This window comes from [Zimmermannella] faecalis ATCC 13722, assembly GCF_000381765.1.
Lineage (GTDB): Bacteria > Actinomycetota > Actinomycetes > Actinomycetales > Microbacteriaceae > Gulosibacter > Gulosibacter faecalis.
In genome coordinates, this window is record NZ_KB907089.1 from 1 (window position 1) to 14,683 (window position 14,683).

Sequence of the window (14,683 nt, forward strand, 5' to 3'; positions counted from 1 at the left end):
CGGCGACGTCGCCGGCTGCGTGGTCCACAGCGACAGAGGATCTCAGTTTCGAAGCCGGAAATTCCTACGTGCGCTGACCCGCCACCGCATGGTCGGAAGCATGGGAAGAGTGGGCTCGAGCGGAGACAACGCGGCCATGGAATCGTTCTTTGCGCTGCTTCAGAAGAACGTCCTCGACCGCCGCTCCTGGACCACACGCGAGCAGCTGCGGATCGCGATCGTCACCTGGATCGAACGGACCTACCACCGCCGACGACGCCAACGCCGACTTGGACGTTTGACCCCCATCGAGTTCGAGACCATCATGAACACGACCGTCGCACTGGCGGCGTGACTACAACCTGTCACCTATCCGTGCAGCAGTCCCTTTTTCGCGTGGCCGCGGCTAGAGGCATTCGACCATCCGATCGCCGCCGCATACCGGTGGCCGATGAACAAAATGGTCGAAGCCCTCACCCACGCCGGGTTCGAGGTGATCGGGCAGCGCTCGAACCCGCGGACGCCCCACGCGTACATCACTGCACGCGCCACCCCCGGCTTCAGCTGAAGCGCGGGTGTTGTGCCACGAGTCGCCATACTAGAAGGGAAGGGAAGGATGCCGTTGGCTGTTTCAACCGATGTGGATGCTGATCCAGCAAATGATCTCTGCGTGGCCCGTGTACCACTGTTTCAAGGGCTCACACATGCGCAGCAAGTGGAAGTTGCGGGATTTGCACGTACCGTCCGATTAGACGCTGTCGAGCAGGCGTATACAGCAGGCTCGGACATGTCGCAGTTGATGGTGGTGCACACCGGTCAGGTGAAGATCGTTCGCACAAGTGCGGCTGGGCACGAGCAGGTGATCCGGGTCCTCGGGCCGGGCGACTTCATCGGAGAATCCGCGTTTCTCACCGGCACGAGACCCGATCACGCAGCAGAAGCGCTGGTGTATACCGAACTGTGCGTGTTCCGTCATGCCGATCTCGGGCGTCTCGTCGAGAAGCATCCGAGCATCGGGCTGCGCATGCTGCAAGGAGTGAGTCAGCGCTTGGATGATACTGAGGCGCGACTGGCTTCTGTCATCTTGGGAAACGTGAGCTCTCGTCTCGCCGATTACCTGCTCTCGCTCCCTGCGACGCCAGGGCCGCGAGGAGCCATCGACGTGACGCTGCCGCTCGCAAAGAAGGACATCGCTTCGCTCCTGTCCACGACACCAGAGTCCCTCAGTCGGCAACTTCGCAAACTCACCGACACCGGGGTGATCTCACAACAGGAACAGGGGCGGATCACGATCACTGATGTGACCGCGCTCACCGCACTCTCAACCCTCTCGAAGAGAGACTGAGAACAGCACCGTGCCAGCCCAGACCATCGCCCCACGTACCTCGGAAGCGTCACACGCAATGTCATCGACGGTGGAATTTCTTCGCAACCGCAAGCTCATGATGTTCGTGCTCGTCGGTTTGGCGACCGGGGTTATGCTCTGGCTGACCGGCGCAGAGATGGCTCTCGGGGTCACCGCATACTTGGTGCTCGGTATCGTGATCGTGATCACCGCGATCGACATGTTCAAAGATCTGATGCGCGGGCATTGGGGGCTCGACATTCTTGCGGTCATCGCCATGATCGCGACACTCGCCGTACAGGAATATGTCGCGGGGCTCATCATCGCGTTGATGCTCACCGGAGGGGAAGCACTCGAAGACCTCGCCGCTCGCCGCGCGAGCCGAGAACTCGACCAACTGTTGAACCGAGCCCCGGCATTCGCGGGTCGAATTCACCCGGTAACAGGTGAGGTCGAACGCATCGCGATCGAAGAGGTGAAAGTCGGCGACGAACTGCTGGTGCGCTCCTCAGAGATCCTCCCCGTCGACGGGGTGCTCCTATCGGATCACGCGACGATTGATGAATCATCCGTGACCGGTGAACCGATCCCGGCGAACTACCACGCGGGCGACCCACTGCTTTCTGGAACGGTCAACAGCACGACGAGCTTCACGATGCGCGCGCAGAGGGTGGCAGCCGATTCGAACTACGCCTCGATCGTACGGTTGGTCGAGGAGGCCGTGGACTCCCGGGCACCGATGGTGCGACTCGCCGACCGTTATGCGGTGCCGTTCACCATTGTGTCATTGCTGATTGCGGGCTTCGCGTGGTTTCTCAGCGGGGATCCGGTGCGATTCGCCGAGGTGCTCGTCGTGGCGACGCCGTGCCCGCTGCTCATCGCCACCCCGGTCGCGTTCATGGGCGGGATGAGTTCCGCAGCAAAGCTCAACGTCATCATCAAAGACGGTGGCGTGTTAGAGGTGCTCGCCCGGGTCCGTGCAGTCGCATTCGACAAGACCGGCACCTTGACCGAAGGTAAAGCCGACGTCGTCGAGATTCACCCTGCTGCTCGCACCGTAGACGAGACGCTGCAGCTCGCGGCCGCCGCCGAGCAGTACTCCGTGCACGTGTTCGCCGATCCGATCGTGGCATCGGCACGCACACAGCAACTTGAGCTTCCCGAAGTGGTGACGGCCGACGAGGTGGCAACAAACGGTGTCCTCGCCTCCCTGGCAGACGGCACTTCGGTGCGAGTGGGCAAACCCTCATTTATCGAAGAGGTGACCGGGCCGATCGATCGACCCGTACTCTCAGCTGGGGAGACGGCCGTCTACGTATCGGTCGGTGACGAGCTCGCCGGAGTGATCATCTTGTCCGACCCGATTCGTGAGCAGTCTGCAGACACGGTGTCCCGTCTTCGCCGAGCAGGCGTAGCCGAGATCGCGATGGTGACCGGTGATATCACGTCGACCGCGGAGTCTGTCGCACACGCGGTCGACATTCAGACGGTGCACGCTGAGACCACTCCCCAGACCAAGGTGCGGATTGTGCAGGCGATGCGGCCGAGACCCGTACTCATGGTCGGCGATGGGATCAATGATGCCCCGGTGCTGGCGGCCGCCGATGTCGGTGTTGCGATGGCGGGCAGGGGTGCAACGGTCGCGAGCGAGTCAGCAGCGGCGGTGATCACCTCGAACGACATCGCGCGAGTGGCAGATGTGGCCTATGTCTCGCGGCGCACGGTGCAGATCGCCCTGCAGTCGATCTGGATGGGCATCATCACCTCAGTCGGTTTGATGCTCGTCGCCGCATTCGGCTATTTGCCGGCGGTGGTGGGAGCGCTGCTGCAAGAGATTGTTGACCTTGTGGCCATTCTGTCGGCGCTCCGCGCGCTCCGAGCGCACCGGGGTGCGCGGCGCGAGAGCCCTGCTCGGCGGGAAGTGCCGGTAGGCTAACCCGCGAGGCCGACTCACACAGTCACGATCGGATCAGCCGGTTGACCGCGGCAGTGGACTCCTGAATCTTCTCGTGGGCGGCCTCGTCGCTAAGCTTGGCGGCATCGAGCACACAGTGCTTCAGGTGATCATCGAGCAGCCCCGTCACCACCCCCTGCAGCGAGCGGGTGAGCGCACTGACCTGGGTCAGAATGTGGATACAGTACTGCTCTTCGTCGATCATGTTGCGATGCCCCGGGCCAAACCTTCGATTCGTTTCATGCGCTGCAGGTAGCGCTTCTTATCGCCGATATACCCGTGGTGCGACGCGTGCGATTCAGTGGTTGATGACATGTGCTGATCCTGGGCTGCGTGAGGTCAGTTCGTGCGTTCGAGCACGGCGCGAGTGCTGGCTTCTGGACTGAGATCGATGCGGCGCAAGAGCTGGGCATTCAGCGCCACGACGATCGTCGACAGCGACATCAGAATCGCTCCGACCGACATCGGCAGCACGAACCCGACGCGGGCGAGCACCCCGGCGGCAAGCGGCACCGAAATCAAGTTGTACCCCGCCGCCCACCACAGGTTCTGTTTCATCTTGCGGTAGGCAGCACGTGAGAGTTCGATCACTGAGAGCACCGAACGCGGGTCAGAGCTGGCGAGGATCACCCCTGCCGACGCGATCGCCACATCGGTGCCCGCCCCGATAGCGATACCAACATCGGCTTGCGCGAGGGCGGGGGGGGCATCGTTGACGCCGTCGCCGACGGCTGATAGAAGTCCCATTTACCGCTGCTCTCGAGTGACGAGTCCCGCCTCGACGAGCAGTTTCATGTGGTGTGAAGCCCTGAGAGAAACCCCACCGAGATGCTCAGTCGAGAAGCTCCGCGAGCAGCGCTTCAACGCGTGCCTTGATCTCGTCGCGGATGGGTCTCACCGCATCGATACCCTGCCCTGCCGGATCCTCGAGTTTCCAATCCTCGTACCGCTTGCCGGGGAAGAACGGGCATGCGTCACCGCAGCCCATAGTGATTACGGCATCAGACGCCTGCACCGCTTCGGTCGTGAGGATCTTCGGCTGCTCAGCGGTGATGTCGATGCCGACCTCGCGCATCGCTTCAACTGCGACCGAGTTAATCATTTCCGCGGGCATCGAACCCGCAGAGCGTACCTCGACGCGGTCGCCGGCGAGTTCGCGCAGCCAACCGGCCGCCATTTGCGAGCGCCCGGCGTTGTGCACGCAGACGAAGAGTACGGTGGGCTTCTGTTCGGTGGTCATCTTGCGTCTTCTCTTCCAGTTCCGTCAGTGTGAGGTGAGGGTGTCGAGCAGTGTGCGCACGCGGGCTGCGATGTCGTCGCGAATCGCCTCAAGCTCTTCAGCGGAGGCGAGGGCGGGATCGCCGACGGCCCAGTCTTCGTAGCGGACCCCGGGAATGACCGGGCACACGTCGCCGCACCCCATGGTGACCACCACATCAGCCGCGCGTACAGCGTCATCGGTGAGCGGTTTTGGGAATCGCTCCTGCGCCTGGTCGCCCTCGATTTCTGTGAGGAGCGACTTGATACGTGGGTGCACGTCGGTTGCTGGGGTGGATCCTGCAGACCGTGCGAGGACCTTTCCACCCGAGAGCTGGTTGACGAGGGCTGCCGCGAGATGTGATCTGCCCGCGTTCTGCACGCATACGAAGAGCACCTGCGGGATCCCGTTTTCGTGGTCGCGGGTGAGATCTGTGAGCCGCTGTCTCGCGAAGCGCTCGGTCAGTGGAATGAGGTGTCTCGTCACCTTCGCCGAGCGTGCGAGGCTCGCGTACGACTCGCGGACGACGGTCACAACCAGGTCGCGACTAATCACGGCGTGTTCCGCGGCGAGCTCGTCCGCGAGGTGGGTGACACGTTCGTCGAGGTTCTCTACCGGTTCGGCTGGCGTGTGGGAACACTCGTGCTCCTCAGGCGCCTCGGCGGCGAGCACTGCCGCGGGCGCGAACGACTCTAATAATGCTCTGACCGCAGCCTCTTGGGTGGGCTGTAGCCGGTAGTACACCCAGGTGCTGCGGCGCTCGGAGGTGAGGAGGCCGGTGTCTTTGAGTACTTTCAGGTGGTGTGAGATGGTCGGTTGCGACACGTCGCCGAGTTCGGCGAGGTCGCAGACGCAGGCCTCACCGCGCGGATCGGAGACGATCGCTGACAGCATACGCAAGCGCAGCGGGTCGGAGAGTGCCTTGAGCCGACTCGCCACGACGGTTGCGGCATCGATCCCGATCGGGTGTGACCCATCGGGTTCACAGGTGCGATCGGTGGGAGCGGGGATGGTGTTGCTCATGATGTCCTCACGGGTGTCTCTATCGCTACCGGGGCGTAGGGGTCGGTGTGAAACCAAGCTCGGGCAGCCCACAGCGACACATACACGAGACCCACCAGTACCGGCACCTCGATGAGTGGGCCGACGACACCGGCAAGGGCCTGCCCACTCGTGGCGCCGAAGGTGCCGATCGCAACCGCGATCGCGAGTTCAAAGTTGTTGCCCGCCGCGGTGAAAGCGAGCGAGGTGGATCGGGCATACCCCATGCCGAGCGCTTTGCCGAGCAGGAGACCGGCGAACCACATCACGCCGAAGTAGATGAAGAGCGGCAGTGCAATGCGTGCCACGTCGAGGGGGTTCGCGATGATCGCATCACCCTGGAGTGCGAAGAGCAGCACGATCGTGAAGAGGAGCCCGTACAGCGCCCACGGGCCGATAACAGGGAGAAAGGATACCTCATACCAGTCCCGTCCTCGCCGCCGCTCCACGATCCACCTGGAGGCGAACCCGGCGATCAGGGGGACCCCAAGGAAGACGAGCACGTTCAGCGCGATCTGCCAGACCGAGACCTCAAGGCCTTGCGTGTCGAGGCCGAGCCAGCCGGGCAGCACGGTCAGGTAGAACCAGCCGAGCAGCGCGAATGCGACCACCTGGAAGACGGAGTTGATGGCGACCAGCACCGCGGTCGCTTCCCGGTCGCCGCAGGCCAGATCGTTCCAGATCACGACCATCGCGATGCAGCGCGCGAGCCCGACGATGATGAGGCCGGTGCGGTACTCCGGCAGGTCGGGGAGGAAGAGCCACGCGAGCGTAAACATGACCGCGGGGCCAGCGATCCAATTCAGCAAAAGCGAAGAGATGAGGAGCCGTTTGTCGCCGGTGACTGCCGCGACTTTGTCGTACCGAACCTTCGCGAGCACGGGGTACATCATGACGAGCAGCCCGATGCCGATCGGCACCGAGATACCGCCCACCTCGAGTCGGGCGAGGAAGTCGGAGAGAGCGGGAACGAAGCGCCCCAGTAGGAGGCCCACGACCATGGCGAGGCCGATCCACAGCGGCAACCACTTATCGAGCGTCGACATGCGTTTCGGAGTTGCCCGGGGTGGTGCAGTTAATGAGCCGCTTCCTTGATTCGACATTCTTCTATATTGGTGAGTATCGATGGCTGAAGCAACTTCTGGCGAAGGGGTTCATGCCTTGCTCTTCCGTCGTTCACTTGCCGTTCACGAGGCGAGCGTACGACCGCCGTAGATCAGGCTTGCTGCGCGGATGACGCCGCTACGCGGCAGTCGGGGCCGAGAATCTTGATGTCCATGTTGTGTGACCTTTCGAGAGTGGATCTGCCAGCCAGTCGGCGCGATGGCCTTGGGGGCGGCTATCCAGCGATCGGGATGAGGTTGAAGATGAAAGCAGATGAGGAACGAGTAGCCCCATGAGCAGTAAAGTGATGCGAAGCTTGGGTGCGAAGGGATGTGGGCTCACTATTGATCTGACCGACAGTTTGGTTTCCACTCTCACCTCAACGAGTGGGAGGCCCGAGAGCGACTGTGCGCTTGTCGAGGAGGGCTTTATCTCAATTCATGGTCGAGGAGTTGGTGACAATTGCACCAGCTGCGATGAGTGAGATGCGCACCTGCTTGCGGTCTACACCGAGAGTGCGGGCGATCGCGCGCATCGAGATGCCGCCGCCGTGCAGCTTCACTGCTTCAGCGGCCTCGTCGATCGTAAGCCCATGCTGACGGCGCACGACTTCCTGCCGGGTGAGGTGCTTCGAGACTGTCGCGCGGTGCACACCATACTTCTGAGCGAGATAGCCGACGCTGAGACCAGCGAGGTAATCATCGACGAGCCGGTCTGCTTCAGAGGGGGTGAGAAAGGTTTGAGGTTTCCCAATCCTCCTGACACAGGGCCCTCGAGCGTCCCGAATCGGGGTGTTATCGACCCGCTGAGACACCCGGTATACCCCTCGTTTCCAGCGTGATATCAACGTTTCTAGTGCGGGTCCGGGGTTTGAAAACTGTCTACGAAGGGACCCCAATGCTCACGCCCCGACTCCCCAGTAAAGCACTGGCGAGTCGGGGCGTAGGTCATTCCACGGCTGGACTCGCGGCCCCATTTCGGGCACAGTTTGCCCACACGTCCCTGGCGCGCTCAGCCCGGTCGCTCCATGAGCGGGTCCGAAGGTGTCGTTGTGCCACACTGAGCGGCATGTCTGCCGACCTTGACCAGCTCATCCTCGACCTGGCTTCCCCCGACCCGACCGTGCGGGACGACAACGCCTTTGTGGCACTCGCAACCGCAGCTACCGATGGCTCGCTCGACACACACGACCGGCGACGGCTCGGCGACGCAATGGTGCAACGCCTCGGCCATCCCGCCCCGTACGCGCGGTCGTTTGCCCCTCTTGTTCTGGCGTCGCTCGCCCGCGGTTGGGACAGTGCCGACAGTGCGTGGCCGAGCGCTTGGACCGAGTCGATACAGACATGGTGGGTAGGCGAGACCGACCTTCGCGGGTATGACCCCTCGGTCGGCTGAATCCATGCGATGGCGCATGGCGCGGACGCAATCGGCGCCCTCGGCCGGTACGGCCACGCTCCCTCCACAGAGCTATTGAAGACCGTCGGCGAACGACTCGTTGCACCGACTGAGTTCGTCTGGCGCGACCAGGAGGATGATCGAATCGCTGCCACCGTCATCGCCGTGCTCCAGGGCGACCCCGATCATGCGAATCTGACCCCGATGCTCACACCCATCGCCCGGCTGGTGCCAGACGCCGAGCCAAGCCGCACGTCAGTGGCAGCGGCCAACGCGATGCGGAGCTTACGCAGCCTCTATGTCGCACTCGAACATCCGGTGATCGATCAGCGTACGGAACGTGCTGAGGTCTTGCCCGGGGCTGCCGCTCGCCAACGTGAACTCTCCATCGCACTCGAGCCGTTCACTCCGTGGCTGTTCGCCAACACCCCCGGCTGACTCGGCCCATACGAGGCTCGACGGCTCGTGCCCGGCTGGTCTTGGCCAGCGAGGCGTTACTCGTTCGCCCCGAACCCATAGGAGCTGAACAGTTCGATCCCGCCCGCGGCGAGGCGCTCGAGCACGAACCGTTCGCGGGGCGGCATCTCGTTCGGAAGCTCACGCATCGACCACCACTCGATTGCGGCGCACTTCTCATCTTCCATAATGCGCGGCTCGCCCTCCCAAGCTTTGGCCTCGAAGAACCAGTCCACGCGCTGCTCGATCGGCGCGGTCGTGCCGTCGGTGCGCTGCATGGCCGTGAGCGGCCTGAGGTCGCGAGTTTGCAACTCGATGCCGAGCTCCTCGCGCGCCTCACGCGTCGCCGCGGCCGAGGCGGTCTCGCCAAACTCGATATGGCCGGCAGCCGCCGCGGCACAGGTGCCGTCCATGAACCCGGTGTTTTGTCGCAGCTGCAGCAATACCGAATCGCCGCGGCGCAGGTATACGTACGCGGCGGGGATGACGCGGAATCGCTCCTTAGCCAGGCGGAGCCTCGCCCTCGTCGTGGCCGCTCGCACCGCCACCGCAGCATCCGCACGCCTCTGCTTCGGGTTCAATGACGACGCAGCATCGCCCCTCGCAGGGGTCAAGCTTCGCCCGGTCGGGCTCATCGCCGGTTCCCGCGAGCGTGCCGCGAATCACCGCGGTGTTCAACGTGCACACGAGCTCGGTGTGGTCGCGCACAACGCTGTAGAACGGGCAGTTGCGCAGAATGATGCTGCCGTCGCGCTCAGTGGCCGGCTCGTATCCGCCCGCCGTCAGCGCATCCTGAATGTTCGTCGCCTGCTCACCGAGCGCTCGCCCCTCGTGTTCGGCGGCGACGGCCAGCGCCGCCTGGAACTCGCCCGACGGCGACGCGTCGGCCGCGGTCGCGAGCAACCGTGCCAGGAGCCCGTAGCTGCGAGGCGGGAAACTCACCGCAACCTCGCGCGGGCTACGCGCGTAGCGCTTCGCCGGTCGCCCAGCCCCCGGGCCGCTTCGCCCTGGCTCGCGTGAAGGGGCCACCGATGACTACCGCATCCGACGCCGCGTCGCTCACCACCCTCGAGGCCGAGCGGGTCGCCAACTCCCGCGTATCCGACCTCGCCCGGGCCGATCTCGCGGCAGCCGACTTTCTTGAGGCGCTCGGAGTCTCGCTCGATTCCGAGCACCTGCGGGCGACACCGGGACGGATGGAGCGGGCCTGGGCCGAGATGCTCACGCCACGCCCGTTCGCCCTCACGACGTTCCCGAACGACGAGGGATACGACGAAATGGTTATCGTGCGCGACGTGCCGGTGCACTTGGTCTGCGAACACCACCTGTTGCCGTTCACCGGTCGCGCCTGCGTCGGCTACCTGCCCGGCGAGCGCATCGTCGGGCTGTCGAAGCTCGCGCGCATCGTCGAGCACTTCGCGTGCCGACCACAAACGCAGGAACGGCTCACCAAGCAGGTCGCCGACTGGCTGCAGGAACACCTCTCACCGCGCGCCGTCGGCGTCGTCATCACCGCCGAGCACTCGTGCATGAGCCTGCGCGGCGCCCGCGTCGCCGGGTCGAACACGGTGACGTCGACACTGCTCGGCACGCTGCGGGAGGATGCACGCTCCCGCCAGGAGCTCCTGGCACTGTCAGGAATCGGGTCGTAGCGCGCAGCGACGCGCGCCACGGGAATGAGAAGGAGCACGAAATGAGTACCACTCAGCAAGTTGTCATCATCGGTGGTGGCCTCGCCGGCGCGAAGACTGCCGAGGCCCTTCGCGAGCAGGGCCACACCGGCACAATCACGCTGGTCGCGGCCGAACCGCACCTGCCGTACGAGTGCCCACCGCTGTCGAAGGGGTACCTCGCGGGTTCCGACCCGTTCGACGACGCCGTCGTGCATCCTGCCGAGTGGTACTCCGAGCACGACGTCACGCTGCGGCAGGGCGTGCGCGCGACTGCGGTCGATGCGGGGGCACACACGGTCACCGTCGACGACGGCACGACCCTCCCCTACGACAAGCTCGTGCTCGCAACCGGTTCGGAGGTACGCCGCCTCCCCCTCGAGGGCGCCGACGCCGCGAACGTGCACTACCTGCGCACGGTTGACGACGCCGATGCGATCCGCGCGACGTTCGGCGAGGGTAAGCACCTCGTCGTGATCGGTGGCGGCTGGATCGGACTCGAGGTCGCCGCTACCGCGCGCACCGCGGGCACGACCGTCACCGTCTTGGAGGGCGGCACGCTGCCACTACTCCGGGTGCTCGGCGAGCGCGTGGCACAGGTGTTCGCTGGCCTTCACACGTCGCACGGCGTCGATCTGCGTACCGGGGCGCACGTGACCGGTATCACCACCGACCAAGGTCGCGCGACGGGCGTACAGCTCGAGGGCGGCGAGACCATCCCGACCGACGCGATCGTGATCGGCATCGGCGTGACGCCGAACGTCGCACTCGCCGAGGCCGCGGGGCTCGCGATCGACAGCGGCGTGCTCGTCGACGGATCCCTGCGCAGCAGCGACCCCGACGTCTACGCCGTCGGTGACATTGCGAACCACCTGCATCCGGTGCTCGGCCACCGCATCCGCGTAGAGCACTGGGCGACGGCAATGCACCAACCGGTCGCCGCGGCGGCGTCGTTGCTCGGCGGCGACAACGAGTATCGCGATCTGCCGTACTTCTTCACCGACCAGTACGACCTCGGCTGCGAGTACCTCGGCCACGCCGGTGCCGACGACCGGGTGGTCGTGCGCGGCGACCTCGATGCACGCGAGTTCGTCGCCTTCTGGCTCGATGAGGGGAGCCGGATCCTGGCCGCCATGAACGTCAATATCTGGGATGTGCTCGAAGAGATCGGGCCGCTAATCTCGGCCGGCAAGCCCGTTGACCCGGCGCGACTTGCCGACCCGAGCGTGGCGTACTCGGAACTCTAGGGAGCCCTGGCGCGACGGATACGCGGGGCGGGTTTAGCGCACGGCCGCGTCGCCGGGCGCGGCTGGCCGCTCCATGAGCCGCCACGATCCCCCGGTGAGTGGTGCGAGCGTCACGACCGTGTAAATGATCGCGATGGCACCGAACGTCGCCGCGAGCCCGAAGGCCTCGGCCGATAGCCCGCCGAGCAGCGCCCCGAACGGCACGCCCGCCCACGCCCCGGCATTCGTGAGCCCGAACACGCGTCCGCGCATCGAGGCGGGCACGCGCTCGAGCTGCACCGCACCGAGAATCGGATTCAGCGCGCCCGCAGCTAGCCCAGCCAGCCCGGTCACCGCGAGGAGCACGGGCATCGGCGCCCCGAGCGCGAAGGCGAGATTCGCGGGCCCGCCCGCGATCACGAAGCACACCGCGAACGTGATTCTTCGCGGCACCCGGTGCGCGACGAAGCCGAACACGACGTTGCCGACCAGCGCGCATCCGCCCATGACCGCCACGAGCACCCCGAGCGCCGCCGCCCCACCGAGGTGGTCGTGCGCGTAGAGCGGCATGAGGGTCGAGCCGCGCGCCGCATCGAGCAGGTTCGTCACGAGCACGAGCGCGACGAGCAGGCGCATGAGCGGATCACGCACGACGAAGGCGAATCCGTCGCGCAGCTCCGACCAGTAGGTGGAGGGGATGCGCGGTTCAGCCGCCGCGCCTAGTTCGGCTGGTGTCGTGCCGTCGGCAGGCGTGGTGTTGTCGGCAGGCGAAATCTCGACGACGAAGGCGAACGTGAGCAGCGCCGAGACAGCGAAGCTCGCCGCGGTCGCGAAGAGCGCGTCGGTGGGTCCGATCAGCGCCACGAGCAGCCCCGCGACCGGGGCGCCGATGAGCTTCGCGAGCCGCTCCGAACCGTCGAGCAGCCCGACGCTCTGCTCGAGCCGCACGCCCGCGCGCTGGGTGAGTTCGGGCAGCATCACCCGGCGCGCGGTCTGCCCCGGCGTATCGAACAGGCCGCCCGCAAATACGAGCAGTAGGAGTCCCCAAAACGGCAGACCAACCGTGAGCGCGAGCACGGGGATCGCGAGCACGGACGCACCGCTGATGACATCGGCGCCGATCGCCGCGCGCCGATAGCCGACGCGATCGACCACGACCCCGCCGAGGGCACCCCCGATGACGATCGGCGCGGTCGCGAAGAACGCGGCGACGCCGACCTCGACAGCGGTGCCACCGATTCCGAGCACGTAGAAGGGAACCGCGAACGCCGTGACGGTATTGCCGGTCTGCGAAAGCGTGTGTCCCGTGAGCAGCGCCGCGAGCGAACCGGCCGCGCGGCGGTCGCGCGGCGCGGCATCGGCCGGACGCTTCGGCGGGTTCATGGCCGTCGGTACGCCTGATACATGATGGTCACCCGTTCGACGTCGGGTTGGTCGTCGTCGGTGTGGCGCGCGCTGGCGGCCGTCCACTTCTCCACGAGCGCCTCGAGGTCATCGCGCAGCTTCGCGAGCTCGTCGACCGTGAGGTGGAGTGTGCGGTCGCCACTCGCTGCCGCGGCAACCCACTCGACAGGAAGGCTCGGCATCGCGTCGACGTAGTCGTTGTAACGGGCGGCGTTCGCGTGCGCGACCGACTTCTGCAGCACCGACATTGCCGCGAACTGGTCGGGATCATCAAGCAGTTCCGCCGCCTCCCAACTCGTGAGATCTGTAGTCGCCTGCCACCAGCGCTCGCGCCGGTCGCTGCCCCGCGCATCCGCCGGTTCGATCAGGTCAATCGACGCGAGCTTGCCCAGGTGATAGCTGATCGTGCCGGGCGCCTCATCGACCACCTGCCCGAGCAGCGTGGCCGTCTGCGCGCCGCGCTCGCGGAGCAGACCGAGCAGACGCAGGCGGGTGGGATGCGCGAGCACGCGCATCGCGGTGGCGGTCGTGAGGGTCGAGCGGGTGGGGTCGTGCGGGCTCATGATTTGAGTCTAGGTACACAAGAGATGTTGCGCAATGGTTCTTGTGCTGTTGGTCGGGGTGAGCGGTTCACGGGCACGCGGGGATGTCGAAGGGGCGTGGTGAGGTGCGGTTCCAACGCCTTCTCCCCCACCACCCCCTGCCGCCTGACGTCAACTTGCGGCATTTTCCGCGCGAAAGCAGCGAATTCCCGCCAGTCCGCGGAGATCAGAGCGATGGGCGCGAGTGGATGGGTGCGATGTCAGGACATGTCGCAGGGTCGTGGTCGACTGAAACCAAGGCAGCAAACCAGGCGACAGCGGGAGATGTCGCAGGGTCGTGGTGAGCTGAACACAACACAGCGAACCGGCGCGACAGCAGGAAATGTCGCAGGGTCGTGGTCCACTACAAGCAAGGCAACCAGCGCGGAAAGGAGGCAACCGAGATGACCAACACGGCACACGAGTACGGCGATGACCTCTCTGACGAGAGCCTTCGCGCGGCGCTCGAACGCTTCCACGCCGACCTCCGCACGCGCGCGGCTGTTGACGCCTCAGACTTCACGACGTACGCCACGATCTACCGCACCGCGCAGGCCTACACGAACCGTGACTGCGGCCCGGCCGTCGCCGCAACGAAGCGTGATCAAACGTTCCGGTGGCACCTGCGATCCGTCGCCGGCGAGTTCGCCTGCGACGCACAGCTCACCGACAACTCGTTGATGAACCGGGCGCATAACGCGAACGACCTGTTCACGAAGTTCCCGTACTGGCACGACGCACTGTCCGACGCTGCGGTGCAGGTTGGGCACGTGAATGCGATGCTCCGCCAACACGCACCCGTCGCGGAACGGAACTACGACCGCTACGGCCACGAGGTCCTCCGCTACGCGAAAACGCACACCGTGCCGCAGACCGAGTCGTTCGCGAAGCAACTCGCGGCGAAACTCGCGCGCGAAGACTTCGAGCGCGCCCACAAGGCCGCTTTCGCACAGCGACGGGTCCTCGTCGACCAAGACGACTACGGCATGGCGTACCTCACGGCGTACCTCCCGGCCGCGACCGCAGCAGCGATCCACGAACGCCTGTCGCGAGACGCCCAAGCGATGGCCGAGGTCGCGAAAGCCGAAGCCACGCAGCACCGCAAAGAGGACGGATTCGAGGCGGATCTTCGCACCCTCGACCAGCACCGCGCCGATATTTTGGCGGACACGCTCCTCACCGCGACCGCGCAAACCATCCTCGACAGTGCAGCCGCGGGTGCCTCACGGGTGAAGGCGGTCATCAGCATCGTCACGCCCGTCATGGCACT

The 14,683-nt window shown here is 65.3% G+C and carries 16 protein-coding genes and 2 pseudogenes; 8 read left to right on the forward strand and 10 right to left on the reverse strand.

The window, feature by feature from the left end; all coding sequences use genetic code 11:
- From G328_RS15535 to G328_RS0113410, 3 genes are all read left to right on the forward strand, one after another.
- Positions 1-334 (forward strand): integrase core domain-containing protein (locus G328_RS15535; protein ID WP_040905942.1); only part of this gene is annotated, 334 nt, incomplete at its 5' end.
- Between the two features lie 261 nt (positions 335-595).
- A complete protein-coding gene (locus G328_RS15540; protein ID WP_026339914.1) occupies positions 596-1,324 on the forward strand; it encodes a Crp/Fnr family transcriptional regulator in 729 nt (242 codons plus the stop codon).
- Positions 1,325-1,382: 58 nt separating this feature from the next.
- Positions 1,383-3,260, forward strand: a complete 1,878-nt coding sequence (locus tag G328_RS0113410; RefSeq protein WP_019619868.1) for a heavy metal translocating P-type ATPase — start codon at positions 1,383-1,385, stop codon at positions 3,258-3,260.
- A 22-nt stretch (positions 3,261-3,282) separates the two neighbouring features.
- Here the strand turns inward: G328_RS0113410 and G328_RS15545 are convergent.
- The 6 genes and pseudogenes from G328_RS15545 to G328_RS16805 form a co-directional block, all read right to left on the reverse strand.
- Positions 3,283-3,593 (reverse strand): annotated as a pseudogene (locus G328_RS15545) (metal-sensitive transcriptional regulator).
- Between the two features lie 24 nt (positions 3,594-3,617).
- A pseudogene (locus G328_RS0113420) lies at positions 3,618-4,016 on the reverse strand (hypothetical protein); the annotation flags it as partial.
- 94 nt (positions 4,017-4,110) lie between these two features.
- Positions 4,111-4,518, reverse strand: coding sequence for an arsenate reductase ArsC (locus G328_RS0113425; protein ID WP_017791810.1), 408 nt, complete (start codon positions 4,516-4,518; stop codon positions 4,111-4,113).
- 24 nt (positions 4,519-4,542) lie between these two features.
- Complete coding sequence (locus tag G328_RS0113430; RefSeq protein ID WP_017791809.1) at positions 4,543-5,559, reverse strand: metalloregulator ArsR/SmtB family transcription factor; 1,017 nt, start codon at positions 5,557-5,559, stop codon at positions 4,543-4,545.
- On the reverse strand, positions 5,556-6,623 hold the full coding sequence (gene arsB / locus G328_RS0113435) for an ACR3 family arsenite efflux transporter (protein ID WP_019619871.1): 1,068 nt from the start codon (positions 6,621-6,623) through the stop codon (positions 5,556-5,558). Before arsB ends, G328_RS0113430 begins: the two co-directional genes overlap by 4 nt.
- Positions 6,624-7,114: 491 nt before the next feature.
- The gene (locus tag G328_RS16805) at positions 7,115-7,495 is read right to left on the reverse strand and encodes a helix-turn-helix domain-containing protein (RefSeq protein ID WP_235619891.1); all 381 of its coding nucleotides are present in this window, start codon (positions 7,493-7,495) and stop codon (positions 7,115-7,117) included.
- A 254-nt stretch (positions 7,496-7,749) separates the two neighbouring features.
- Here G328_RS16805 and G328_RS16060 point away from each other — a divergent pair, with 254 nt between their 5' ends.
- Both G328_RS16060 and G328_RS16065 read left to right on the forward strand, forming a co-directional pair.
- Positions 7,750-8,076 carry a hypothetical protein gene (locus G328_RS16060; RefSeq protein ID WP_019619872.1) on the forward strand — a complete coding sequence of 109 codons (327 nt, stop codon included), beginning with the start codon at positions 7,750-7,752 and terminating at the stop codon, positions 8,074-8,076.
- Positions 8,077-8,085: 9 nt separating this feature from the next.
- Complete coding sequence (locus tag G328_RS16065; protein WP_019619873.1) at positions 8,086-8,514, forward strand: DUF2785 domain-containing protein; 429 nt, start codon at positions 8,086-8,088, stop codon at positions 8,512-8,514.
- A 56-nt stretch (positions 8,515-8,570) separates the two neighbouring features.
- On the opposite strand, the gene G328_RS15555 is transcribed toward G328_RS16065, so the two are convergent.
- Both G328_RS15555 and G328_RS16810 read right to left on the reverse strand, forming a co-directional pair.
- Positions 8,571-9,080: an NUDIX hydrolase gene (locus G328_RS15555; RefSeq protein WP_338063027.1), complete on the reverse strand. Its 510-nt coding sequence runs from the start codon at positions 9,078-9,080 to the stop codon at positions 8,571-8,573.
- Entirely contained in the window at positions 9,034-9,474 is a 441-nt protein-coding gene (locus G328_RS16810) for a helix-turn-helix domain-containing protein (protein WP_154651585.1), read from the reverse strand. The genes G328_RS15555 and G328_RS16810 overlap by 47 nt, the downstream gene beginning before the upstream one ends.
- 89 nt (positions 9,475-9,563) lie before the next feature.
- On the opposite strand from G328_RS16810, the gene folE reads away from it, so the two are divergent.
- Positions 9,564-10,184 (forward strand): GTP cyclohydrolase I, encoded by a 621-nt coding sequence (folE, locus tag G328_RS0113460; protein ID WP_019619876.1) that lies wholly within the window; start codon positions 9,564-9,566, stop codon positions 10,182-10,184.
- A 41-nt stretch (positions 10,185-10,225) separates the two neighbouring features.
- Complete coding sequence (locus G328_RS0113465) at positions 10,226-11,449, forward strand: NAD(P)/FAD-dependent oxidoreductase (RefSeq protein ID WP_019619877.1); 1,224 nt, start codon at positions 10,226-10,228, stop codon at positions 11,447-11,449.
- Positions 11,450-11,482: 33 nt separating this feature from the next.
- Here G328_RS0113465 and G328_RS0113470 read toward each other — a convergent pair whose 3' ends face one another.
- Positions 11,483-12,811 (reverse strand): MFS transporter, encoded by a 1,329-nt coding sequence (locus G328_RS0113470; protein WP_019619878.1) that lies wholly within the window; start codon positions 12,809-12,811, stop codon positions 11,483-11,485.
- Complete coding sequence (locus G328_RS0113475) at positions 12,808-13,395, reverse strand: helix-turn-helix domain-containing protein (protein WP_019619879.1); 588 nt, start codon at positions 13,393-13,395, stop codon at positions 12,808-12,810. The genes G328_RS0113470 and G328_RS0113475 overlap by 4 nt, the downstream gene beginning before the upstream one ends.
- A 422-nt stretch (positions 13,396-13,817) precedes the next feature.
- Here G328_RS0113475 and G328_RS0113480 point away from each other — a divergent pair.
- A partial coding sequence (locus tag G328_RS0113480; RefSeq protein WP_019619880.1) for a DUF222 domain-containing protein occupies positions 13,818-14,683 on the forward strand: 866 nt, incomplete at its 3' end.

Coding starts and splice junctions, on each gene's coding strand:
- G328_RS15540 (WP_026339914.1), top strand. CDS start 596: ATGCCGTTGGCTGTTTCAACCGATGTGGATGCTGATCCAGCAAATGAT.
- G328_RS0113410 (WP_019619868.1), top strand. CDS start 1,383: ATGTCATCGACGGTGGAATTTCTTCGCAACCGCAAGCTCATGATGTTC.
- G328_RS0113425 (WP_017791810.1), bottom strand. CDS start 4,518: ATGACCACCGAACAGAAGCCCACCGTACTCTTCGTCTGCGTGCACAAC.
- G328_RS0113430 (WP_017791809.1), bottom strand. CDS start 5,559: ATGAGCAACACCATCCCCGCTCCCACCGATCGCACCTGTGAACCCGAT.
- arsB (WP_019619871.1), bottom strand. CDS start 6,623: ATGTCGACGCTCGATAAGTGGTTGCCGCTGTGGATCGGCCTCGCCATG.
- G328_RS16060 (WP_019619872.1), top strand. CDS start 7,750: ATGTCTGCCGACCTTGACCAGCTCATCCTCGACCTGGCTTCCCCCGAC.
- G328_RS16065 (WP_019619873.1), top strand. CDS start 8,086: ATGGCGCATGGCGCGGACGCAATCGGCGCCCTCGGCCGGTACGGCCAC.
- folE (WP_019619876.1), top strand. CDS start 9,564: ATGACTACCGCATCCGACGCCGCGTCGCTCACCACCCTCGAGGCCGAG.
- G328_RS0113465 (WP_019619877.1), top strand. CDS start 10,226: ATGAGTACCACTCAGCAAGTTGTCATCATCGGTGGTGGCCTCGCCGGC.
- G328_RS0113470 (WP_019619878.1), bottom strand. CDS start 12,811: ATGAACCCGCCGAAGCGTCCGGCCGATGCCGCGCCGCGCGACCGCCGC.
- G328_RS0113475 (WP_019619879.1), bottom strand. CDS start 13,395: ATGAGCCCGCACGACCCCACCCGCTCGACCCTCACGACCGCCACCGCG.